The sequence below is a fragment of the Litorisediminicola beolgyonensis genome (genome assembly GCF_042679605.1).
Taxonomy (GTDB): Bacteria; Pseudomonadota; Alphaproteobacteria; order Rhodobacterales; family Rhodobacteraceae; genus Litorisediminicola; species Litorisediminicola beolgyonensis.
Genome location: NZ_JBHTMU010000011.1, coordinates 68,725 through 90,657 on the forward strand (window position 1 = coordinate 68,725; position 21,933 = coordinate 90,657).

The window sequence follows — 21,933 nt, forward strand, 5'->3', positions numbered from 1 at the left end:
AACTTCGCCACAAAATCCCTGTCTTCTAGCGTCACCGAAGACGCGCGAAGACAGGCCTGGTTCATGAACGTTCAAAGCTCCGCCGTGATGGCGCCTCCGCCGCCCAAACGGCTGCAAGAGATGCAGCTGTCGCCGGTGATGATGCGCGACATCCTGATCAAGACGCTCTTCCGCAAGAACAGCAACACCGTGACGGACCTGGCCAAGGCCGTCTGCCTGCCCATGCCGATCACGCAGGAACTGGTGGATCTCGGCCGCTCCCAGCTCCTGCTCGAGGCGATGGGCACGCTCAACGCCAATTCCGGCAGCGAGATGGGCTACCAGCTCACCGATTCCGGCAAGGCGCGGGCGATGGACGCTCTGGGACAGTCGGAATATTACGGCGCGATGCCCGTGCCGCTCGACGTCTACCGCGAACAGGTCAAGCGGCAGTCGATCAAGAACATCCAGATCACGCGCGAGCAGCTGACCACGGCGATGGGTCACCTGATCCTGCCCAATACGCTTCTGGACAACCTCGGCCCCGCCGTCGGATCGGGCCGCTCGATCCTGATGTACGGCCCGCCGGGCAACGGTAAATCCTCGATCTCGAACGGCATCCGCGACGCAATGGGCGACCGGATCTACGTGCCGCGGGCGATCGAATACGCGGGCCAGGTGATCACGGTCTACGACCCGATCGTGCATTCCAAGGCCGCCGCGCATGAGGACGACCCCAACCAGCTGCGCCGCCGCAACCTCTACGACACGCGCTACGTCGTCTGCGAACGCCCCACGGTGATCACCGGGGGCGAGCTGTCGCTGGACATGCTCGACCTCGTCTACAACCCGACCGCGCGCACCTACCAGGCGCCGCTTCAGCTCAAGTCGACCGGCGGCATCTTCATCGTCGACGACCTTGGCCGCCAGGCCGAGCCGCCGCAGAAGCTGGTCAACCGCTGGATCGTTCCGCTGGAAGAGGGCAAGGATATTCTCGCGCTGCAATCGGGCGAGAAGTTCGAGGTTCCCTTCGACACGCTGGTGATCTTCTCGACCAACTTCCACCCCAACGAGATCTTCGACCAGGCGGCGCTGCGCCGGATCTTCTTCAAGATCAAGATCGACGGCCCGAACCAGGAGGACTTCCTGAAGATCTTCGCGCTCGTCGCGCGGAAGAAGAAGATGCAGCTCTGCGAGAAGAGCCTCGTGCACCTTTTGAAGACCAAGTACCCGACGATCAAGAACATCTACGCCAACTACCAGCCGGTCTTCCTGATTGACCAGATGATCGCTGTCTGCGATTTCGAAGGCCTGCCCTACAAGATGACGCCCGAACTGGTGGACCGCGCCTGGGCCAACATGTTCGTGAAGGACGAGATGATCGTGAAGTGACGCGAGGCCGGAAAAAACGCCCCTCAAGGCGGGATTTCCGGCTTGACGCCCACGCGGCACGGCTCTATTCCCGCCGTCGCGTTGGCGGAGTAGCTCAGTTGGTTAGAGCAGCGGAATCATAATCCGCGTGTCGGGGGTTCAAGTCCCTCCTCCGCTACCAAACACAAAGGTAGCTAAGTCTTTGTAAAAAAATAAAACTGCCAGTCCTGCCTCGGGAAACATGCTGTCCCGGGACAAAGTGGATTGATGGCCGGGGCCAGCCTCGGGACACTTGCCTCATCGAATCGGTGGAGGCATACATGGCTACTATTGAACATCGCAACGGCAAGTATCGGGTCCGAGTTCGCAGGATTGGGCATCCACCTGTGACAAAAACGTTCGATAAGCGGACCGCCGCTCAGAAGTTTGCGCGCGAGTGCGAACGTGCCATCGCAACCCGTGAGAGCGACACCCTAGACCCCGCCAAGTTGAAGGTCAGCGACGCTCTGGTGAGGTACGCTCGTGAAGTCACCCCCCTGAAGCGCAGCGCCAAGCAAGAACTGATGAGGATCGATCAGTGGCTGAGGACACCGATCGCGAAATTCAGCATGGACAGCTTGCGCGGCGTTGATCTCGCGCAGCATCGAGACAAGAGACTCCGAGAAGGTCTTAGCGCAAACACTATCAGACTTGAGCTCGCCATCATTTCGCATCTCTATACTGTGGCTCGCAAAGATTGGGGCTACGAGAGCTTGAAGAACCCGGTGGAGGTGGTGCGGAAGCCCAGCGCCTCTCCGGGTCGTGAGAGGCGCCTAGAGAATGGAGAATTGGAAAGGCTGTTAGAGGCCGCGGACGTAGGCGGCAGCCCCTACCTTGCTCCCCTTGTCCTGTTGGCGATAGAGACAGCCATGCGCCAAGGCGAGCTCTTGGGCTTGCACTGGAAAGACATCAATTTTGACCGACGGATCGCTCGCCTGAAGCTCACTAAAAATGGTCAGGGGCGCTCTGTGCCATTATCTCGCCTTGCAACTCAAATTCTATCTGGCCTTCCGAAGGACGAGTCCCGAGTTTTCGACGCGACGCCGAGCGCAGTCCGCCAAGCGTTCAGGCGAGCCTGCGCCCGAGCCAAAATTCGGGACCTGCGGTTTCACGACCTAAGGCACGAAGCAACAAGCCGCCTATTCGAGAAAGGCTTAAACCAAATGCAAGTTAGCCAGATCACCGGACACAAAACGCTTCAAATGCTGCAGAGATACACTCACTTACGCGCCGATAGCTTGGTTGACCTACTAGATTAAAAACTTCTCCAGCAAGAAAACTGAATAAGAAGGAGGGGCCAATTAGCCCCTCCTAGGCATAGACAACTGTGGTCACGCGAAGGACGACATGTTCTCCAGATGATACCTGTAATCCTCCAGGATTTCGAGATCACGCGCTCGCGCGCCAACCTTCAACTCACGGATATGACGAAGCGCAGATGGAATCGTTGTCCATTTTGCCTCCTCGGCCATCAAATGCTCCCGCAACCCAGCCTCATACTCTGATCGAGCCGAATGAGGCAAAACATCTGGCCACTCAGAACCGATCAGCCAAAGAGCAAGGGTTCTTGCGCGACCGTCCGAAAGATCTGAAATCAAGTCGAACTTCTCATCAGGACGAACCTTATGAAACCTCTTGATAACCGGCACATCATCTGAAGTCGGGAAGAAACCGCCCGAGTATAGGTCATCCCAGACACTTTCAGATGGCGGATAACTCTCCTTTCTTAACCGGCCAGCCACCCGAAGCCGGCTTGCGAAGCCAGCATCACTCAATATTTTTTCACACACTTCACGGGGATAATGGGCAGGCAACTTTCGAATAGCCGGATCGCTGAGGTCAAAAACAAGCGGCATATCGTTTGTCTTGACCGTAATCAGGGGGGTCACTCCATTACACCATTTAAATGCCGCCTTCAGACTCACCTCACCTTTCTCAAGAAGCTTCATGACATCGCAGTTCAGGTTGACACAAATCCACTCATTACAGTTTTCAGCATCACTCACTACTGGAAGAATCACCCTCACGTTCGGGACGCCTGAAAAGTAATTCCAATCAACCTTAAGGAGGGGCCGCCGGGACTCCAGCATTTTCTGGACTTGATATTTATCGCGATTACGCTCACATGCACGCCAAACATCGGGCGACTTATCTCGAACCAAGTTCATGATAAACTCGGTGGCCCGCACATCACCTAGAGCATCATGCGCGTTATGGTCATTAAATCCATTCTCCCTCGCCAGCCCCTCAAGCTTAAAAGACTTTTTGCCCTTTTCATTTAGAGGAACCTTAATGGAGCCATCACCACACGCAACAGCAGCATGGACGACCTTAAGGACATCCATTCGCATACTGCCTGAAAGCTGTGTTACGTAAGGCTGAAGTAGATTTGAATAGAACGCATGCCTCAGAACATTCTCATCATAGCGCATTCCATTAAATGACACGAAAGTTGTTGGAGAGTTTTCGACAACAAAACTGTGGATACGCTTTACCAACTCATGATGCGAAAGCGGAAACTTTTGTATTTCCGAAAACTTCATTCCAGTTACTGTCAATGCCGAAGGGCTGGGAAGTACATGCCTCGGCAGACGTCCAGTTAGATTTAAGTCACGTACCAGGGAGTGGTCACTGTTCAAAACATGAGCACCGAACTGAAACGGTACATCTCGCGTGACCTCCAAACCGGTGGCCTCAATGTCGTAGATAGTGGTGGACATGGTTCTTCACCTTTCTGTCCAAGCAACACCACTACCCTCCGGAACGGCTTGACCAAACCCAGTCAGCCGTAGCAAAGTGTCGGGTAGCGGGCTGATTGCCTGCGTTTCAAAGTAGTGGGGGTCGACGTCTTACTTGCCGGTAGCTTCGACCCCTACTCATTCTATTTGCTAAGTTTTTTCGTCGTCGGGGTCCCTACCCTCCGGTCTCTCCACTACAATTTTTTCCTCCGTTACACGCCAGCGCTTAGTTTCGCGATCAAAGTAAAGACGCCCATCCATCCGCAATCGCGTGAGTATACTTCTGAAGGTCCCATAACGCACCTTCTTACCCGTGAGCGCCAATCGCAGGAAACTCGCTTCGGCGCCCTCGTCACGAGAACCGCGCCTCCCGCGCGCTGGCTTCGCCCCCCCACTCGACGAGCTTTCAGCACTTTCACAAAGCACCTCAAACAGCTCCTTGGTGGTGGCCCCACCGTACAATAGCGGGTCAGGACGGTAGAGGTATTCTGCAACCCTAGCTAGAATTTCAAACTTGGCAGCAGCCTTTAGTGAGAAAACGTCGCTACCCTTAATCACCCCCAAGTTTCCGCGGAGAAGACCGCGGAGCTTAATCAACATCCTTTTTTCGGCTTCTAGTTCGCCGACCTGCTCATCGATCTCCTCAATCCACCGAGCGATATGATCTTGTTGCGCTTCCATAAAATTGCATCATGCCTAGAATTTTCGGCAACACAACCACCTTGAAGTTGGCAAAATCGACACGCACAATATTTATATTTTTGTTTAATAACAGATATTTAATTGCTATTGACACGTTAGTAAAAATTTATCATACTCGCTAGCGAGTATGATAAATTACCGCTTTATTGGCAGCCGATATTATTTTCGATCACATTTTTTGACGTCAAATACCCATTTTTGCCCATTTCGGAGCTGAGTTCAGCAAATGGTTCGTGCAAGAGAAACACTCCAGCAACGTGGAGTGTTGCGAAATCTGTTCTCCGCAACATGCCGGGCTAAGATTTCTAGAATTTGCCGATACGTCGCAAAGGTTAGGTTGGACCAAAGTTTTGGTGCGGTGGATGCGAAGAAGCGAAGCCTATAAGTAATTGATTTTAATATATATAATTTTCTCCTTACCCCATTGGAACACGGAACCCAGATCATAATCCGCGTGTCGGGGGTTCAAGTCCCTCCTCCGCTACCAAAATTCCCATAAAAATCAGATGAATAGATAGCACATTTGGCGTGCGGCGGTAACCACATCTGCGCACCGCTTAGCGCTCTGGTACGTCAGAGCGGCTGGCCAGATTCACTGATATGCAGAGTGGTCAGACGGAGCGCAGGAGCTCTGTGACCGCCTCTTTCGAGGCGCGCGCTCCGAAGGTGGCGAGGACCGTGCAGGCGAGCCTGTGGCCTTGAGCGATGGCGTCCGACCGGGCCGCTCCTTTGAGGCTCGCCGAGAGGTAGCCCGCGTTAAACGCATCGCCCGCCCCGGCCGTATCGCGGAGCGTCTCCGGCGGCGGCGTCTCGGTCACGCTGACCCGGCCATTCTCGACCGTCGTCACACCGCGCGCGCCGTTCTTGACGACGACCTCGCCGACGCCCGCCTCGATGAGGCGCTGGACGGTCGCCTCGGGCGTCGGATCGCCCCAGAGCGCCTGCTCGTCGTCGAAACTCGGAAGGGCAATGTCGCTCAGGCGAAGGGCTTGGTGCATCGCCTCGCGGGCGGCCTCCCGCGACGGCCAAAGTTTGGGACGGAAATTGGGATCGAAGGCGACCCGTGCGCCTTGGCCTCGGAGCTCCGCGAGGACATCGAAGAGCGCGCGCCGCCCGTCGGGCGTCAGCACCGCGAGGGTGATGCCCGAGAGATAGACGATCGCGCTGTCGCGCAGCGCGTCGCGCAAAGCTCCTGGATCGTCGGCGAGGTGCCGCGCCGCCGACTGACCGCGCCAGTAGTGAAAGCTGCGCTCCGCCCCGTCGAGCTCGATCATGTAGAGCCCCATCAGCCGGGCCGGGTCGCGGGAGATGCAAGCGACATCGAGCCCGTCCTCGGAGAGCTCGTGCACAAACCGGTCGGAGAGCGCGTCGCTGCCCACGCGGGTGACGAAACTGCAGCGCGCCTCGCGCCCGAGACACTGCGCCATGTGCCAGATCGTGTTGAACGTGTCGCCCGCAAAGCCGCGCCGGTAGAGCCCCTCCCCCACCGGGGCGAACTCGACCATCGCTTCCCCGATCGCTGCGATCTTCGGTGTCATCGCCGGGCCCCGCTCAGCTCGTCTCGAAGGTCAGGTGCACCTTCACCGCACGGCTTCTGTCAGAGGCGGTGCGGAACGCCGCGGCGGCGTCCTCGAGCGGGACGCGCGCGGTGATGATCGGGCGCACGTCGATCCGCCCCGAGGAGATCGCATCGACGGCCTCGGCGAACTCCTCGTGGAAGCGATGGGTGCCCTGGACGCGGATTTCCTTGGCCACGATCGCGTTGATCGGCATTTCCGTGTCTCCGGTGACGCCGACCTGGATCAGCGCGCCGCGCGGACGGAGCGCGGCGATGGCGCTGCGGATCGCGGGGGCCGCGGCGGAGCATTCGAAGGCCAGGTGGAAATGGCCCTTGTTCTCCGCGTAGCGCTCCAATTCCTGACCGTCGCGGGCCACGTTGATCACCCGCGTCGCGCCCATCTGCTCGGCGACGGCCAGGACCGCGTCGTGCAGATCGGTGACCACGATCTCGGCCGCGCCTTCGGCGGCAGCGGCCGCCGCGCAGAGGATGCCGATGGGACCGGCGCCGGTCACGAGAACGCGCTTGCCGCGGATCTCGCCGGCCATTTTCGCGGCGTGGAGACATACGGCCAAGGGTTCGGCACAGGCCACCGCGCCCAGATCGGCCTCGGCGTCGAGCTTCAGGCACTGCCCCGCCTCGACCAGGATCCGGTCGCGGAAGAGACCCTGCTCGTGCGGCAACCGGATGGCCGATCCGTTGAAGCGCATGTCGAGGCAGTGCATCGGCAGGCCGTCCGAGCAATAGAGGCAGGCTCTGCAGGGACGGCTCGGGTTGATCGCGACCTTGTCGCCTTCTTGCAGACCCGACACGCCCTCTCCGACCGCGATCACCCGTCCCGAGGCCTCGTGGCCGAGAATGATCGGCTCGCGCACACGGATCGTGCCGATCCCGCCTTGGGAGAGATAATGCATGTCCGAGCCGCAAATGCCTCCGGCAGCGATGCCGACCAGGACCTGTCCCGGACCGGGCGCGCCCACATCGTCGGTTTCGATCCTGAGATCGTCTTGTCCATAGAGGCGGCAGACACGGGTCTTCATCAGTTGGTCACTTCTCAGGGGATCAGGAGGGAGGGCAGCCAGGTGGCGAGCGGTGGGAAATAGGAGACCGCGAGCAGCACGAGGATGTTGGTCAACAGGAAGGGCATGATCGCGCGGACAACCGGCGACAAGGGCAGCCGGGCGATATTGGCGCAAACGAACAGGCAGACGCCCACCGGCGGCGTGGTCAGCCCGATCATCAGGTTCAGCACTGCGAAGGTCGCGAAATGCAAAGGGTCGATGCCGACCGCCTCGGCAAGCGACAGAAGCGGCACGAAGAGGATGATCAGCGCGGCAATGGTCTCCATGAACATGCCGACGAAGAGCAGGAGCAGGTTGATCAGCAGGATCACCAGGAAGCGGTTGTCGGTGATCGACAGCACCCCGTCCGCGATGGCCTGCGGGATGCGTTCCGCGACGAGGATCCAGCCGAAGACATTGGCGAAGCCGACGAGCGCCAGGATGCCCGCGGCGGAGACGGCGCTGTTGGTCACGATACCCGGGACGGCGCGAAGCGGCAGCTCGCGATAGATGAAGGCACCGACGATGAAGGCGTAGACGCTGGCCACGACGGCGGTTTCCGTCGGCGTCGCGAGGCCTGAGAGAAGGCCGTAGATGATCAGGAAGGTCATCGCGATGGCCCAGATCGCGCCGCCGAAGGCGCGCGCGACCTCGCCGAACCCCTGCCAGGGCTGGTGCGGAAAACCGCGCCGGACCGAGATGACATAGGCCGTGACCATCATCGCGAGCCCCATCAGGATGCCCGGGATGGCTCCGGCCAGGAACATCTTGCCGACCGAGATGCCCGAGAGCGCGCCGACGATGATCATCGGCACCGAGGGCGGGATGATCGGCCCGACCGTCGAGGATGCGGCGGTGACCGCGGCCGAGAAATCGCCCGGGTAGCCCGCCTTCTTCATGCCGGGGATCAGCACGCCACCGAGTGACGCGGCATCGGCGACCGCGGTGCCGGTGATCCCCCCGAAGAGCATGGAGGCGGCGATATTGGTCAGACCCAAGCCTCCGCGAATCCAGCCGACGAGAGCGTTGGCGAAGCGGATGATCCGGTTGGTGATGCCGCCCTGGTTCATCAGGTTTCCGGCCAGGATGAAGCCGGGGATCGAGAGCAGGACGAAGACATCCATGCCCGCGTACATCTTCTGCGGCATGACGACCGGCGGAAGGCCCGCGACGAGGATGTAGCCCAGCGATGACAGGCCGAGCGTGATCGCGACGGGGATGCCGAGAACGAGGCCCAGCACGAAGATCGAGAAGAGGATACCGACGTCCATCTGCGCTCACTCGTCGCCCGGGCTATCGGGGAGCCCGTTCTCGACCCCGGTGAGCATGCCGAGGATGCGGACGATCGCGAAGACCGCGAGCCCTGCAAGCATCAGCCAGACGGTGGCGTGAACGACATCCATCCGGACGCCCAGCGCCGGAGCGGTCTGCATCTTGCCGATGGCCACGTATTTCCACGCATGGGGCAAGAGGAACAGCGCGAGGCCCGCCGTCGCCGCCGCCGAAAAGAGGCGCAGGATCCAGGGAAGACGTCCCGGCAGCGCTTCGCTGAAGACATCGACATTGACGAGGTCGCCCGTCCGCAGCGCAAGACCAGCACCGAAGGCGATCATGTAGAGAAGCGCGTAGCGCGTGAGCTCCTCTGTCCAGACCGGCGAGGAGCCGGTGAGCCGCCCGACCACCTGCACGAGCACGGCCGCCATGAGAATGGCGAAGGCCAGCCCGGCGCCGATGCGCGCCACCATCGTGAGGCCTTCTATGATGCGTGCCATGTCCGTTTGTCCCAAAGGCGTGGCGGCGCCGCGACTATGCGCGGCGCCGGTCGCGTGGCTTTACTGCGCGAACAGGTCCTCGACGATCGGCTTGATCTCGTCGTTGACGTTTGCGAGCACGGCGTCCTTGGCAGCGGCCTGGAAGGCGGCGGCGTCGACCTCGACGAAGGTCATGCCCTGCTCTTCCAGGAAGGCCCGGTCCTCGGCGAGGCTCGTCTCGAAGAGCTCGCGCTCATAGGCCTGCGCGCGCGACGCGGCCTCGGTCACGGCTTCCTTGTCTTCGTCCGAGAGCTTGTTCCAGGTCGCGTCCGCGATGGTGAGATAGATCCAGGAGCGGACGTGATCGGTCAGGTTCACGTGGCTCTGCACCTCGTAGAAGCTGGCCGAACGGATCAGCGCGAGCGGGTTTTCCTGCGCCTCGATGGTGCCGTTCTGCAGCGAGGTGAAGACCTCGGAGAAGGCCATCGGGCCGGGATTGGCGCCGAGAGCGGACCAGACATCCACGAAGAGCGGCACGTTCGGCACGCGCATCTTCAGGCCGTTCAGATCGGCGGGCGTGGTGATCGGACGGTTCGAGGTCAGGTCACGCGCGCCGCGGGCGAAATAGGCGATGGGCCGGATCTGCACCTTCTCGACGATCTGCGCCTCGATCTCGTCGCCGCCGGGGCCGGAGGCGAAGGCGTCCATGTCCTCGATCGTCTGGAAGGCGTAGGGCACGGCCAGAAGCGCGGCCTTGGGCGCCCAGTTCTGCAGCGACTCGCCCGTGATCGTCATGTCCACGGTGCCGAGCTGCATGCCGTTGATCAGGTCGATCTCCTTGCCGAGCGACTCGTTCGGGAACACTTCGACGGTGATCCGCCCGTCGGTGAATGCCGAGAGCTCCTCGCCGAACTTGACCGAGGCCTTGTGCCAGGAATTGTCCTCGTTCGCGAGATGGCCGAGCTTCAGCGTCATCTCCTGCGCCCAGACCGGGGCGGCCACGGCCGTGGCCAGCGCTGCAGCCAGCGCGGTAATCTTGAAATTGAACGTCATTCGTTGGGTCCTCCTTGAATGGGTGCGTTGACCGGTTCGGGGGTCTCCCCGTCCGGCAAATCGAAGAATTGCGTGTTGGCCGCGATGATCTGCGGCAGGTCGTTCAGCACTTCGCGCAGATGCAGCCGGATCGCCGCGTTGGCGCCCGGCACGTCCCCGGCTTCGATCCGGTCGACGACCTCGCGATGCTGGGCGATGAGCGCGTCGATGCGGAACTCGGCCAGCGAGAGATAGCGGACACGGTCCATCTGCGATTTCAGCCCCTCGATCTGGCGCCAGGCACCGGATTTTCCGGCGGCTTCCGCGAGGGTGCGATGGAACTGCTCGTCGAGCCGGGTAAAGGCGGCGGCATCGTTTCCCTTCAGCGCCTGCTGGCGCGCCAACTGGTGGCGCAACTCCGCGACGACTGCCGGGTCCGGGTCCGAGGCGACGATCTTGGCGATATCCGCCTCGATCGCCTCGCGCAGGAAGCGCGCGTCCAGAACGGCGAAATACCCGATGCGGGTGACGATGGTGCCCCGCTGCGGCCGGACTTCAAGGAGGCCCTGATCGGCCAGCTTGATGAAGGCCTCGCGCACGGGCTGGCGGCTGACGCCGTAGCTCTTTGCCAGCTCGGATTCCGATATCCGGTCGCCCGGCTTCAGATCGCTCTGGATGATGCGCTCGCGCAGGATGCGGGTGATCTGCGGCGTAATCGACGCCGTGGGATCAAGCTCCCAAGCCGAATGATGTTCTATTTTCATGATTCGGCCTCCTCCCCTGGCGTCAATTACCATACTTCCATACTAGTCAGCAACAGCGCCAGATGCTATTCATTCGGAAGGATCGAGAGTCTGGAGGGGCGCATGGAACAGACATGGCGATGGTTCGGGCCGCAGGATCGCGTGAGCATCGCGGATGTCGCCCAGGCGGGCGCCACCGGGATCGTCTCGGCGCTGCATCATCTGCCGACCGGGGCTGTCTGGTCGCCGGACGAGATCGCGAAACGCCAGCGCGAGATCGCGACCATGCCCGACGGCGCGCCCTCCTCTCTCACATGGTCGGTGGTCGAGAGCCTGCCGGTCAGCGAAGACATCAAGAAGCAGCAGGGCGACTGGCGCGCGCATCTTGAGGCCTACAAGACCAGCCTCGCCAATCTCGCCGCCGCCGGGATCGAGGTGATCTGCTACAATTTCATGCCGGTCCTCGACTGGACGCGCACCGATCTGGCCTGGCGGCTGCCGAACGGCGCGACCTGCATGCGGTTCGACCTGGTCGATTTCGCCGCCTTCGACCTGCACATCCTCAAGCGCGCGGGCGCGAAAGAGGATTTCGACGCGGAGCTGACGGAGGCCGCCACACGCCGTCATGCCGAGAAGTCCGATGCCGAATGCGAGCAACTGGCCGGAAACATAGTCTTCGGCCTTCCCGGCGCGGCGGAAAAGTTCAGCCTCGAGGACGTGCGGGCGCATCTCGCAGAATACGCGTCGATGAGCGAGGACACCCTGCGCCAGCATCTCGTCGATTTCCTGTCCGAGGTCGCACCCGTCGCCGAGAAGCTCGGCCTGCGGCTCTGCTGCCATCCCGACGACCCGCCCTTCCCGCTTCTCGGCCTGCCTCGGATCATGTCGACCGAAGCGCAGTATGCGCAGGTCCTGGACGCCGTGAACCTGCCAGCGAGCGGCATCACCCTCTGCGCCGGATCGCTCGGTGCGCGGCCCGACAACGATCTGCCCGGCATGATGGAGAGGCTGGGCGACCGGGTGCATTTCCTGCACCTGCGGAACGTCAAACGCGAAAGCGATCAGGTCCGCGGATCGTTCTACGAGGCCGAGCATCTCGGCGGCGACACCGACATGGTCAAGCTGGTCGAAGCCGCGTTGAAGGAAGAAGCCAGGCGCCGGGCGGCGGGACGACAGGATTGCTCGATCCCCTTCCGGCCCGATCACGGGCAGGACATCCTCGACGATCTCGGACGCCGGGCGCAGCCGGGTTATCCCTCCATCGGCCGCCTGAAAGGCCTGGCGGAGCTGCGCGGTGTCATCGCCGCGCTGGAGCCCCGGATCGCATCGGCATGAGCGAGAGACTGACCACGCCCGACGCCCTGCCCGCAGGGGTCGCCCGTCCCGCCTACCGGCGCGAAGACCATGGCGCGGGCATCGTCCATATCGGGCTCGGCGCGTTTCACAAGGCGCATCAAGCGGTCTACACCGATGACGCGCTGGCCGCGTCCGGCGGCGATTGGCGGATCATCGGCGTCAGCTTGCGGAGCGCCGAGCCATCGGAAGAGCTGACGCCGCAGAACGGCCTCTTCACGACCATCGAACGCAGTGCCGACGGCACCGAGGCGCGCGTCATCGGATCGCTGGCCGCGGCGCTCTGCCTCCGGACCGACCGGCAGGCCGTGCTCGAGGCGCTCTGCGCGCCCGAGACGCGGATCGTCAGCCTGACCGTGACCGAGAAAGGCTACGGCATCGACCGGCGCACCGGTGGCGTCGACACCGACCACCCGGCCATCGCGGCCGATCTGGACACGCCGGAGACGCCGAACGGCGTGGCGGGCCTCCTGGTCTGGGCGCTCGGGCGTCGGCGTGCGGCGGGGATCGCGCCCTTCACGGTCCTCTGTTGTGACAACCTGCCCGACAACGGGCCGATGGTGCGCGGTCTTTTCGTCGATTTCGCGCGCCGGACGGATCCCGACCTCGTCTCCCATATCGAAAGAGACGTCGCCTTCCCGGCCACGATGGTCGACCGCATCACACCGGCCCGGACCGACGAGACGCTGCGCCTTGCCGAAGAGCTGACCGGCCATGCCGATGCCGCCGCCATCGAATGCGAGGCCTTCCGGCAATGGGTGATCGAGGACAGCTTCCCGCAGGGCCGCCCCGACTGGGACGCCGGAGGTGCGCTTTTTGTCGAGGATGTCCGGCCCTTCGAGGACATGAAGCTCAGGATGCTGAACGGCACGCATTCGATGCTCGCCTATGCGGGTTTTCTTGCCGGGCATCGCTACGTGCGGGACACGATGGCCGATCCGGGCCTGGCGCGGCTGATCAGGCGGCACCTGACCGCTGCCGCCGCGACGCTCGACGCCCTGCCCGGGATTGACCTTGACGCCTATGCCGAGGCGCTGGCCCAGCGCTTCGCCAACCCGCACCTCGCGCATGAGACCTACCAGATCGCCATGGACGGGTCCGAGAAGATGCCCCAGCGGATCTTCGCGCCCGCGCTGGAGGCTCTGCGCCGCGGCCAACCGATCGATCCCTTCGCCTTCGCCGCGGCGGCGTGGATGCGCTACACCACCGGCCGAACCGACGCGGGCGAGACCTATGCGCTGCGCGACCCGATGGAGGCCAAGCTGAAACTGGACGAGGACGACGCCTCGGCCGATGCGATCCTCGGCCATATCTCGGGTCTTCCCGGGCTGGTCCCGGAGGCGCTCTCGCGGAGCGAGGGCTGGCAGCGCGCGGTCCTGACGCATCTCGACCTGATGCTGGCGAAGGGCATGGCGCAGGCAATCGAGTGCGCGTCGGAAACGAACTGACCCCGGAAACGACCGAGCGCCGGTCCGACGGGACCGACGCTCGGATTTTTCAGACCTTCGACGTGATGGCGCAAAGCGGCACGGGGCGGCACGGGGCGCGTGCCGCGCCGTCCTCAGCGGCCGGTGATCCCCGGGAACGCGATCAGGACCGCGAGCGCCAGGATTTGCAGGCAGATGAACGGCACCAGCGACTTGAAGATGTCGCCGAGGCTGATCTCGGGCGGCGCCACCGATTTCAGGTAGAACGCGGCCGGGCCGAAGGGTGGCGACAGGAAGCTCACCTGCATGTTCATGCAGAACACGACGCCGAACCAGACCGGGTCGTAGCCGAGATCGGTCACGATCGGCACGAAGATCGGCATGGTCAGAAGCGCGACCCCGACCCAGTCGAGGAACATGCCCAAGACAAAGAGGATCGCCATCATGAAGAGGATGATCACGGTCGGGTTGTCCGAGATCCCGGTGATCAGCGACGACACGAAATTGATCCCACCCATGAAGTTGAACACCCCCACGAGCGCCGAGGCGCCGATGCCGATCCAGACGATCATCCCGACGGTCTGAAGCGTCTGGAGCGCGGCGTCCTTGAGAAGCGTCAGCGTGAACTCGCCCCGGACCATGGTCGAGAGGATCACGCCCATCACACCGACCGCGGAGGCCTCGGTCACGCTGGCGATACCGCCATAGATCGAGCCCAGAACCGCGATCACCACGAGGATCGGCAGGATGAGGCCGCGCAGGAGTTTCAGTTTCTCCGCCCCGGTCATCTCGTTCGGCTCCGCCACGGGTGCGACCGCCGGGTTCATGTAGGCGCGCACCAGGACATAGGCGACGTAGAAGCCTGCGAGCATAAGGCCCGGCAGGAAGGAGGCGGTGAAGAGCGCCCCGATCGAGACGTTCGCGGTCAGGCCGTAGATGATGAGAACGATCGACGGCGGGACCATGGTCCCGAGCGCGCCACCGGCGCAGACGACGCCGATCGCGAGATTGCGGTCATAGCCCAGGCGCAGCATCTGCGGCAGCGCGATCAGGCCCAGAAGGACGACCTCGCCCCCGATGATGCCCGACATGGCCGCGAGGATCACAGCGACGATGATGGTCTGGATCGCCACCCCGCCCCGAAGCCGCCCGCCCACCAGCTTCATCGCGTCGAAGAGATCGCGGGCGATGCCGGATCGGTCGAGGATCGCGGCCATCAGCACGAACATCGGCACCGAGACGAAGACGAAGCTCGCCACGAAGGAATAGACCCGGCTGGTGATCAGCGGCACCACCATCGGGCCGGTCCAGCCGAGCGCGAAGATCAGCGCGACGAGAAGCGTCACGAAGGCCAAGGGCATGCCGGTAACTAGGAGCACGAGCAGCATGACGAACATCAGGAGCGTGGCGGATTCGATGCCGAGCCCCTGGAGAGATCCAAAGAGTTCCATCAGGAGCGCCTCCGCGCGTAGTTCCAGGCCAGGACGAGAAACTGGATGGCCAGGAGGGTGAGCACCGTCAGGAGGAAGATCTTCGACAGGCCCGGATAGATCGGGTCCCAGGCGCTGCCCGACCGCTCCAGCCGGACGCTGCCGTCTGGCGCGAATGCGGCGCGCTTGACCATCTGCCAGGCGGCCCAGGCGAAGGTGCCGGACGCGGCGGCGCTGATCAGCGAGATCGCGATATCGAAGGCGCGGCGCAGGCGCGGCGGCAGGATGTCGTAGATCAGGACCACGCGGATGTGGCGGTCGCGCGCGGCGCAGTAGAGACCACCATAGACGAAGGCGGCGCCGCACAGAAAGATCGTCGTCTCATGCGCCCAGATCGTCGGCGCGTTGAAGACGTAACGCAGCACGACTTCCTGAATCAGGATCAGCATCGCCAGGACGATGCCGACCGCGAAGATGATCCCGCCCCGGTCGATCCAGCGCCCCAGGGCGCCCGCTTCCGGGATCGCGCCCGCTTCGCGCAGGTGACCCGCGTCGGCCTCTCCGGCGTCGGGATGTGACGGATGCTCCGCCATGGCTGTTCTCCCCCTCTTTCAGAAAAGGGCGGCCCGTAGAGGAGCCGCCCCGATTGGTCAGGTCAGGACCGGGTTCGGTTCAGAGAAGCCCGGCGCTCTTGAGGTATTCGGAGAGCGTGTCGTAGACCTTCTTGGCGTTGTCCGACCGCTCGGCGACCTTGCCCCACTCGCCCTGCGCGATGGCGCGGAACTTCGCGCGCTCTTCGGCGGACCAGTCATGCACGGTGATGTCGCCCGCGGCCTTGGCTTCCTCGACGGCCTTCATGTCTGCCTCGCGCAGCGCGGCAACCTGCATCTCGGCGAACTCCTCGACCGAGGTGGTCAGGGTGTCCTGCAGATCAGCCGGCAGGCTGTCCCACTTGGCCTTGTTCATCGAGATCTCGACGAGCGGCATGGAGTGGAAGCCCGGGTAGACCGGGTGCGGCGCGACGTCGTGCATGCCCTGCGCGTGGTTGGTCGAGAACACGGTGTAGTCGGCGGCCTCGATCACCTTCTTGTCGAGCGAGGTGAAGACCTCGGAGCCCGGCAGGTTCACCGGAGCGGCGCCCGCTGCGGCGAAGACCTGCTGCACGAGACCTTCGGGCGCCCGCATCTTCAGGCCCTTCAGATCGTCGACGCCTTCGAGCGGCACGGCGGACACGAAGGCCTCGAGCCCCGGCGTGGTCGCGCCGATGAAATGCAGGCCGTAGGGTTCGACGAGCTCGTTCATCAGCTCGTTGCCACCGCCCTCACGCATGAAGGTGAACATCTCTTCGGGTGCCGACCACGCGCCCACGGGGTTGGCGATCAGGCCGAAGGCCGGGTCCTTGCCCGAGAAATACGAGGTGTCGGTGATGTGGCCGTCGAGAATGCCCGCCGCGATGGCGTCCTGGGTCTCGTTATGGGCGACGATCGACTCGACGGGCAGAAGCTCGACCTTCACGGCGCCGTCGGTCTTTTCCGACACCATCTCGGCCCATTGCTGCTGGAGCTGGAAGTTGGGGTTGCCCGCGGGGTCCGAGGACTGGAAGCGGAACGTGTAGTCCTGCGCCATGGCGGTGCTGGAGACCAGCCCTGCGACGGCGAGTGCTGCGAGACGAAGTTTCATGGGGTTCCTCCCTTAAGTGTTTCAAGTCTCAGGCGACGGAGCGCGCATCCGCGCTCCGAATGAAGGCGACCGCCCTCTCGACCACCTCGTCGGGGGTGAGGGCGACGTCGATCTCGATGGTCATCGGGCCCGACGGGGGCTCGAGGACCGCGAACTGGCTGGCGACAAGGCTCGCCGGCATGAAATGCGCCTTGCGCTGGGTGACGCGCTCTTCGAGCAGCCCTGGTTTGCCGGTCAGATGCACGATCAGCATGTCGCCGATCTTCGCGCTCAGACGTTCGCGATAGGACGCTTTCAGGGCCGAGCAGGCGATGACGGCACGCCCCTGCATCGCGGCGACCGCGTCGCCGATGGCATCGAGCCAGCCGAACCGCATCTGGTCGTCGAGCGGATGCCCGGCTTTCATATGGGCGACGTTCTCGGGCGGATGAAACTCGTCGCCCTCGACGAAGGTGGCGCCGAGCCGCTCGGTGATGGCCGAGCCGACAAGCGACTTCCCACACCCACAAACGCCCATGACGAGCACATGCGACACGACATCCCCCTCCCTGTTCCTTGCTGATGACAACCGCTCAAAACGGGCCAAAAGCTCAAATGACAGCGCTATCATTAGTTGACAGCGCTGTCATATGTCAACAAACTTTTGACTGAGCGGCGGCGGGACGAGCGAATGATCAGAAAAAAAAGAACAACTCTCGACGATGTCGCGACCCTCGCGGGGGTCAGCGCGATCACCGTGTCCCGCGCGATCCGTCATCCCGAGATGGTCTCCGAGAAAGTCCGCGCACAGGTCGAATCGGCAATCTCCGAACTGGGCTACGTCCCGAACCCGGCCGCGCGCATGCTGGCGACGGGCCGGTCGAACATGATCGGCGTTGTCGTGCCGTCGGTCACCAACAACGTCTTCTCGGACGTGCTCCGCGGCATCTACGAGATCGCGGGCATCGCCGATTTCGACATCCAGCTCGCCAATACGCGCTACTCGCCCGCGCTCGAGGACAAGGCGCTGCGGCTCTTCGCGGCGCAGAAACCGGCGGGTCTCATCGTCGCGGGCATCGACCAGTCCGAAGTCTCGCGCGACATCCTCGCCAATATCGACTGCCCGGTCGTGCAGATCATGGAGACCGGGCCGGACCCCGCGGGCTTCTGCATCGGCCTGTCCCATTTCGACGCGGCGCACGCCGGAACGCGGCACCTGATCGAGCAGGGATATACCCGCCTGGGCTTTCTCGGCGCCCGCATGGACCCCCGGACGCAGCGCCGCTTCGCGGGCTTCCGGGCCGCCGCCGAAGAGGCCGGGGCCTATTCCGAGCAGCGCGTCGTGACCACGCCCGAGGCCTCGTCGGTCACCAAGGGCGCGGCGCTCCTTGCCGATCTCCTGGCGCAGGAGCCGACCGTCGATGCGATCTTCTGCAACAATGACGACCTCGCCCTCGGGGCGCTCTTCGAGGCGCAGCGGCGGCGGATTCGCGTGCCGGACCAGCTTGGCATCTGCGGGTTCAACGATCTCGAGATGATGGCCGCCGCCGAGCCGCCGATCACCAGCGTCCGCACTTATCGCCAGGACATGGGCCTGCGCGCGATGCAGACCATATTGTCCTGCGTGGACAACGGCCCCGTGACGCCCACGACCATCGATCTCGGCTACGAGGTCATGGCCCGTCAGAGCACGGCGCGTCAGCGGGGCTGATCGTAACGCAGATATCACCTCGCGGTCCGGTTCACGCTCGCCGGATCACGGAGAAAGGGAGCCGCCATGAAGATCACCAAGCTGACCACCTGGCGCGTTCCCCCGCGCTGGATGTTCCTCAAGATCGAGACCGACGAGGGGATCTCGGGCTGGGGCGAGCCTGTGATCGAAGGCCGCGCGGCCACGGTCGAGGCCGCCGTGCACGAGCTGTCGGAGCTTCTGATCGGCCGCGATCCGCACCGGATCGAGGACATCTGGCAGAGCCTCTACCGCGGCGGCTTCTATCGCGGCGGGCCGATCCTGATGTCCGCCATCGCCGGGATCGACCAGGCGCTCTGGGACATCAAGGGCAAGGCCCTGTCGGTCCCGGTCCATGCGCTTCTGGGCGGTGCTGTGCGCGACCGGATGCGGATGTATTGCTGGATCGGCGGCGACCGCCCCGACGCCATCGGCCCGCAGGCGCGCGAGGTCGTCACCAATGGCTTCACCGCGTTCAAGATGAACGGCACGCCCGAGCTCGCCATCGTCGACACTCACGCCAAGGTCGACGCCGCCGTGGCACGCGCCTTCGAGGCGCGCGAGGCGGTCGGCGCGGAGATCGGCATCGCCATCGACTTCCACGGCAGGGTCCACCGCCCGATGGCCAAGGCGCTGCTGCGCGAGCTCGAAGGCATGCATCCGCTCTTCATCGAAGAGCCGGTCCTGCCAGAGCACCTGCATTGCCTGCCGCAGATCGCGAGCGGCCTCTCCTACCCGATTGCCACGGGCGAACGGCTCTATTCCCGGTTCCAGTTCCGGGATCTCCTCGAGGCCCGCATGGTCGACATCGTGCAGCCGGATATCAGCCATTGCGGCGGCCTGAGCGAAGCCCGGCGGATCGCGGCGATGGCCGAAGCCTATGATGTCGCGCTCGCGCCGCATTGCCCGCTCGGGCCGGTCGCGTTGGCGGCCTCGCTGCATCTCGATTTCCTGTCGCACAACGCCTTCATCCAGGAACAGAGCGCGGGCATCCACTACAACACCGGCGCCGATCTGCTCGACTACCTCGTCGACCCGACGCCCCTGCGGATCGAGAACGGCTTCACCCCCCTCCTCGACCGGCCCGGCCTCGGCGTGGAGATCAACGAAGAGCTGGTGATCGAGCGCTCCCGCGCCGCCGAGAACTGGCGCAACCCGCTCTGGCGCCACGGTGATGGCAGCATCGCGGAATGGTAGATCGGGCTTGTTTCAACGAGCCGCGAGGGACGAGCGTCCCGTCTCTCGGAGACGTGCGCCGTAACCCGCCCGCTCAGGCCTCCGGCAGCAGCCCCGACTGAAGCGCGAACCAGACGAGCTGCGCATCGGTCTCTAGCCCGAGGATCGTCTTGATCTGGTAGTGGTTGTTGCGGACGGTCTTGAGGCTGATCGACAGCTCCTCGGCGATCCGGTTCGGCAACCAGCCTCGGGCGATCAGGCACAGGATCTCGGTCTGGCGCGGCGTGAGATCGGCAAGCCCGGTGCCCGCGCCGGAGACCCGATCATGGGCGATCGCCTCCATCACGTCCGGTGAAATCGACCGTCGCCCGTGCAACGCTCCGAAGATCGCGTCGATCAGCAGCTTGGGATCGCTGCTCTTGGTGATGTAGCTGGTTGCCCCCGCGCGGATCGACTTGAGCGCGAAGGCGGCGCTGAGATGCATGGTGAAGACGACGATCCGCGCGGCGTCGTCATATTGCCGGATGTGGCGGATGGCCTCGATCCCGCTGGCACCGGCGAGCGTCAGATCCATCACCACCACGTCCGGCTCCAGGGCGCGGAACTGCGAGTAAGCCGTCCGGGCATCCTCGGCCTCGCCGACGATCCTCAGGCCGGGCTGCAGGTCGATCAGCCGACGATAGCCCTCGCGCACGACCGGATGATCGTCGACGATCATGACGCTGCACTCTCTCATGCGGCGGACCGCGCCTGCGCATAGGGCAGCGTGACGCGCAGGCGGAAGCCCTGCGCGGTATCCTGCATCTCGAGGGTGCCGCCCATCGCCTCGGTCCGCTCCGCCATGCCGAGAAGACCGTGGCCCGGCGCGCTGTCATCCGCGCGCCCACCACCATTGTCCTCGACCTCAACGACGATCCCCGCGGCGTCTTCGCGCAGCGCGACATCGACCTTGGAGGGCGCGCCGTGCCGCATGGCATTGGTGACGCCTTCCTGGACGATGCGGTAGAGATCGAGAAGGACCGGACCGCTGAGCGACGCCTCGCGGAGGGTGCTTTCCAGCGTGAACCGCGCCGAGGTCTGGGACTGCCAGCCGGAGAGCATGCCGCGAAGGCTGGCGGCCAGTCCGATCTCGTCAAGGTCGGGCGGCCTGAGACGCGCGAACGCCCCGCGCAGGCAGGTCATCATCGCGCGGATATTGGTCCCGATCGCCTCGGCATCCTCTGCGACACTCGGATGCTCGGGGGGCGCGATCAGCCGGATCGACGCGGCGAGCGCCGCAGTCGCGGTCAGCATCTGGCCGAACTCGTCGTGCAGATCGCGCGCGAGCTGGCGCCGCTCGGTGTCCTCGACCTCGATCAGCTGGCGCGTGAGCCTGCGGCGCGCCTCGGTGCCGCTGCGAAGCTGCTCGCCAAGCCGGTTCACCGCCTCGGCGATGCGCCGGAACTCGGCAGCGCCGGTCACGCCCACCCTCGTGTCGAGATTGCCGTGGCTCAGACGGTCGAGCGCATCGACGATCCCCCCCACGGGACCGAGCCGCGCGACGATCGCCACCGTCCCCAGAAGCAAAACCCCCGCGGCCATGCCCGCCGTCTGCCAGAGCGCCAGCGTCACCCGTTGCCACGCCAGCGTCGCGGCGGCCACGGCGTCGAAACTGACCTCGACGGAGTAGATCCCGTAGGGCGATCCGCTATCCTCCTCGACCGCCGGGGACGGTGCCTCGAATACGCGCGTCACGAGCTGGCGGAACCCGTCCGGCGCCACGGGACCGAAGGCCTGCCAACTGGCGCAGAGGCGGCGCTCGGGGATCAGGCGCTGCTCGAAGCGGATGCAGGTGCCCGGGTCCATCAGGCCCAGAAGCTTGATCGCGGTCATCTCGGCGTAGAGCGGATCGCCCGCGCGCGGCTCCATGTGGTAAGCGCGCTCAAGCACGTAACCCGCCCGCGTCAACGTGTTCCGCGTCATCCGGTCGGCGGTGGCATAGGCGCCCGCGGCCGCGAACGTCACCGTGACGATCCCGGCGGCCAGCACCACCAGCCAGAGCGTCAGCACCAGCCGCATCCTGAGACTCATCGCGGTTCCTCCCCCGGGCCTTCCGGCCCTCAGGATCGGGCAAACCCGCGTGCTTGTCGCGGGCAATATGCCCGCGGTTTCCTGAATATGCGTGAAAGCGTTGGGTTGGCCGTCC

The 21,933-nt window shown here is 63.7% G+C and carries 20 protein-coding genes and 1 tRNA gene; 7 read left to right on the forward strand and 14 right to left on the reverse strand.

All coding sequences use genetic code 11. The annotated features are described in order from the left end of the window. Positions 1-63 precede the first annotated feature (63 nt). The 3 genes from ACFQ4E_RS08315 to ACFQ4E_RS08325 all read left to right on the forward strand — a co-directional run bounded on the left by ACFQ4E_RS08315 (position 64) and on the right by ACFQ4E_RS08325 (position 2,648). Entirely contained in the window at positions 64-1,371 is a 1,308-nt protein-coding gene (locus ACFQ4E_RS08315) for an ATPase (protein ID WP_386802484.1), read from the forward strand. An 83-nt stretch (positions 1,372-1,454) separates the two neighbouring features. Beyond that, positions 1,455-1,531: transfer RNA gene (locus tag ACFQ4E_RS08320), tRNA-Met, on the forward strand. A gap of 139 nt (positions 1,532-1,670) precedes the next feature. Then, positions 1,671-2,648, forward strand: a complete 978-nt coding sequence (locus ACFQ4E_RS08325; RefSeq protein ID WP_386802485.1) for a site-specific integrase — start codon at positions 1,671-1,673, stop codon at positions 2,646-2,648. 72 nt (positions 2,649-2,720) lie between these two features. Here ACFQ4E_RS08325 and ACFQ4E_RS08330 read toward each other — a convergent pair whose 3' ends face one another. From ACFQ4E_RS08330 to ACFQ4E_RS08365, 8 genes are all read right to left on the reverse strand, one after another. Beyond that, complete coding sequence (locus ACFQ4E_RS08330; protein ID WP_386802486.1) at positions 2,721-4,109, reverse strand: hypothetical protein; 1,389 nt, start codon at positions 4,107-4,109, stop codon at positions 2,721-2,723. 168 nt (positions 4,110-4,277) lie between these two features. Further along, positions 4,278-4,808, reverse strand: coding sequence for a hypothetical protein (locus ACFQ4E_RS08335; protein ID WP_386802487.1), 531 nt, complete (start codon positions 4,806-4,808; stop codon positions 4,278-4,280). Between the two features lie 632 nt (positions 4,809-5,440). Beyond that, positions 5,441-6,367: a sugar kinase gene (locus tag ACFQ4E_RS08340; protein ID WP_386802488.1), complete on the reverse strand. Its 927-nt coding sequence runs from the start codon at positions 6,365-6,367 to the stop codon at positions 5,441-5,443. A gap of 13 nt (positions 6,368-6,380) precedes the next feature. Then, complete coding sequence (locus ACFQ4E_RS08345; protein WP_386802489.1) at positions 6,381-7,427, reverse strand: L-idonate 5-dehydrogenase; 1,047 nt, start codon at positions 7,425-7,427, stop codon at positions 6,381-6,383. Between the two features lie 14 nt (positions 7,428-7,441). Further along, the gene (locus ACFQ4E_RS08350; protein WP_386802490.1) at positions 7,442-8,719 is read right to left on the reverse strand and encodes a TRAP transporter large permease; all 1,278 of its coding nucleotides are present in this window, start codon (positions 8,717-8,719) and stop codon (positions 7,442-7,444) included. 6 nt (positions 8,720-8,725) lie between these two features. Further along, entirely contained in the window at positions 8,726-9,220 is a 495-nt protein-coding gene (locus ACFQ4E_RS08355) for a TRAP transporter small permease (RefSeq protein WP_386802491.1), read from the reverse strand. Positions 9,221-9,280: 60 nt separating this feature from the next. Further along, positions 9,281-10,252, reverse strand: a complete 972-nt coding sequence (locus tag ACFQ4E_RS08360) for a TRAP transporter substrate-binding protein (protein ID WP_386802492.1) — start codon at positions 10,250-10,252, stop codon at positions 9,281-9,283. After that, a complete protein-coding gene (locus ACFQ4E_RS08365) occupies positions 10,249-10,995 on the reverse strand; it encodes a GntR family transcriptional regulator (protein WP_386802493.1) in 747 nt (248 codons plus the stop codon). Before ACFQ4E_RS08365 ends, ACFQ4E_RS08360 begins: the two co-directional genes overlap by 4 nt. 102 nt (positions 10,996-11,097) lie before the next feature. On the opposite strand from ACFQ4E_RS08365, the gene uxuA reads away from it, so the two are divergent. Then, positions 11,098-12,309, forward strand: coding sequence for a mannonate dehydratase (gene uxuA / locus ACFQ4E_RS08370; RefSeq protein ID WP_386802494.1), 1,212 nt, complete (start codon positions 11,098-11,100; stop codon positions 12,307-12,309). After that, a complete protein-coding gene (locus tag ACFQ4E_RS08375) occupies positions 12,306-13,775 on the forward strand; it encodes a mannitol dehydrogenase family protein (RefSeq protein WP_386802495.1) in 1,470 nt (489 codons plus the stop codon). Before uxuA ends, ACFQ4E_RS08375 begins: the two co-directional genes overlap by 4 nt. A 113-nt stretch (positions 13,776-13,888) precedes the next feature. Here ACFQ4E_RS08375 and ACFQ4E_RS08380 read toward each other — a convergent pair whose 3' ends face one another. From ACFQ4E_RS08380 to ACFQ4E_RS08395, 4 genes are all read right to left on the reverse strand, one after another. Continuing rightward, positions 13,889-15,205, reverse strand: coding sequence for a TRAP transporter large permease (locus tag ACFQ4E_RS08380; RefSeq protein ID WP_386802496.1), 1,317 nt, complete (start codon positions 15,203-15,205; stop codon positions 13,889-13,891). Then, a complete protein-coding gene (locus tag ACFQ4E_RS08385; protein ID WP_386802497.1) occupies positions 15,205-15,777 on the reverse strand; it encodes a TRAP transporter small permease subunit in 573 nt (190 codons plus the stop codon). Before ACFQ4E_RS08385 ends, ACFQ4E_RS08380 begins: the two co-directional genes overlap by 1 nt. A 79-nt stretch (positions 15,778-15,856) precedes the next feature. Then, positions 15,857-16,864: a TRAP transporter substrate-binding protein gene (locus ACFQ4E_RS08390; RefSeq protein WP_386802498.1), complete on the reverse strand. Its 1,008-nt coding sequence runs from the start codon at positions 16,862-16,864 to the stop codon at positions 15,857-15,859. 28 nt (positions 16,865-16,892) lie between these two features. Beyond that, on the reverse strand, positions 16,893-17,399 hold the full coding sequence (locus ACFQ4E_RS08395; protein ID WP_386802499.1) for a gluconokinase: 507 nt from the start codon (positions 17,397-17,399) through the stop codon (positions 16,893-16,895). Positions 17,400-17,534: 135 nt separating this feature from the next. Here ACFQ4E_RS08395 and ACFQ4E_RS08400 point away from each other — a divergent pair, with 135 nt between their 5' ends. Further along, complete coding sequence (locus tag ACFQ4E_RS08400; protein WP_386802501.1) at positions 17,535-18,554, forward strand: HTH-type transcriptional regulator GntR; 1,020 nt, start codon at positions 17,535-17,537, stop codon at positions 18,552-18,554. 66 nt (positions 18,555-18,620) lie between these two features. Then, complete coding sequence (gene dgoD, locus ACFQ4E_RS08405) at positions 18,621-19,769, forward strand: galactonate dehydratase (protein ID WP_386802503.1); 1,149 nt, start codon at positions 18,621-18,623, stop codon at positions 19,767-19,769. Between the two features lie 73 nt (positions 19,770-19,842). On the opposite strand, the gene ACFQ4E_RS08410 is transcribed toward dgoD, so the two are convergent. Together ACFQ4E_RS08410 and ACFQ4E_RS08415 are read right to left on the reverse strand one after the other, a co-directional pair. After that, complete coding sequence (locus ACFQ4E_RS08410) at positions 19,843-20,466, reverse strand: response regulator (protein WP_386802505.1); 624 nt, start codon at positions 20,464-20,466, stop codon at positions 19,843-19,845. 14 nt (positions 20,467-20,480) lie between these two features. Beyond that, positions 20,481-21,818, reverse strand: coding sequence for a sensor histidine kinase (locus ACFQ4E_RS08415; RefSeq protein ID WP_386802507.1), 1,338 nt, complete (start codon positions 21,816-21,818; stop codon positions 20,481-20,483). Positions 21,819-21,933: the final 115 nt, after the last annotated feature.

Coding starts and splice junctions, on each gene's coding strand:
- ACFQ4E_RS08315 (WP_386802484.1), top strand. CDS start 64: ATGAACGTTCAAAGCTCCGCCGTGATGGCGCCTCCGCCGCCCAAACGG.
- ACFQ4E_RS08325 (WP_386802485.1), top strand. CDS start 1,671: ATGGCTACTATTGAACATCGCAACGGCAAGTATCGGGTCCGAGTTCGC.
- ACFQ4E_RS08330 (WP_386802486.1), bottom strand. CDS start 4,109: ATGTCCACCACTATCTACGACATTGAGGCCACCGGTTTGGAGGTCACG.
- ACFQ4E_RS08335 (WP_386802487.1), bottom strand. CDS start 4,808: ATGGAAGCGCAACAAGATCATATCGCTCGGTGGATTGAGGAGATCGAT.
- ACFQ4E_RS08340 (WP_386802488.1), bottom strand. CDS start 6,367: ATGACACCGAAGATCGCAGCGATCGGGGAAGCGATGGTCGAGTTCGCC.
- ACFQ4E_RS08345 (WP_386802489.1), bottom strand. CDS start 7,427: ATGAAGACCCGTGTCTGCCGCCTCTATGGACAAGACGATCTCAGGATC.
- ACFQ4E_RS08350 (WP_386802490.1), bottom strand. CDS start 8,719: ATGGACGTCGGTATCCTCTTCTCGATCTTCGTGCTGGGCCTCGTTCTC.
- ACFQ4E_RS08355 (WP_386802491.1), bottom strand. CDS start 9,220: ATGGCACGCATCATAGAAGGCCTCACGATGGTGGCGCGCATCGGCGCC.
- ACFQ4E_RS08360 (WP_386802492.1), bottom strand. CDS start 10,252: ATGACGTTCAATTTCAAGATTACCGCGCTGGCTGCAGCGCTGGCCACG.
- ACFQ4E_RS08365 (WP_386802493.1), bottom strand. CDS start 10,995: ATGAAAATAGAACATCATTCGGCTTGGGAGCTTGATCCCACGGCGTCG.
- uxuA (WP_386802494.1), top strand. CDS start 11,098: ATGGAACAGACATGGCGATGGTTCGGGCCGCAGGATCGCGTGAGCATC.
- ACFQ4E_RS08375 (WP_386802495.1), top strand. CDS start 12,306: ATGAGCGAGAGACTGACCACGCCCGACGCCCTGCCCGCAGGGGTCGCC.
- ACFQ4E_RS08380 (WP_386802496.1), bottom strand. CDS start 15,205: ATGGAACTCTTTGGATCTCTCCAGGGGCTCGGCATCGAATCCGCCACG.
- ACFQ4E_RS08385 (WP_386802497.1), bottom strand. CDS start 15,777: ATGGCGGAGCATCCGTCACATCCCGACGCCGGAGAGGCCGACGCGGGT.
- ACFQ4E_RS08390 (WP_386802498.1), bottom strand. CDS start 16,864: ATGAAACTTCGTCTCGCAGCACTCGCCGTCGCAGGGCTGGTCTCCAGC.
- ACFQ4E_RS08400 (WP_386802501.1), top strand. CDS start 17,535: ATGATCAGAAAAAAAAGAACAACTCTCGACGATGTCGCGACCCTCGCG.
- dgoD (WP_386802503.1), top strand. CDS start 18,621: ATGAAGATCACCAAGCTGACCACCTGGCGCGTTCCCCCGCGCTGGATG.
- ACFQ4E_RS08410 (WP_386802505.1), bottom strand. CDS start 20,466: ATGATCGTCGACGATCATCCGGTCGTGCGCGAGGGCTATCGTCGGCTG.
- ACFQ4E_RS08415 (WP_386802507.1), bottom strand. CDS start 21,818: ATGAGTCTCAGGATGCGGCTGGTGCTGACGCTCTGGCTGGTGGTGCTG.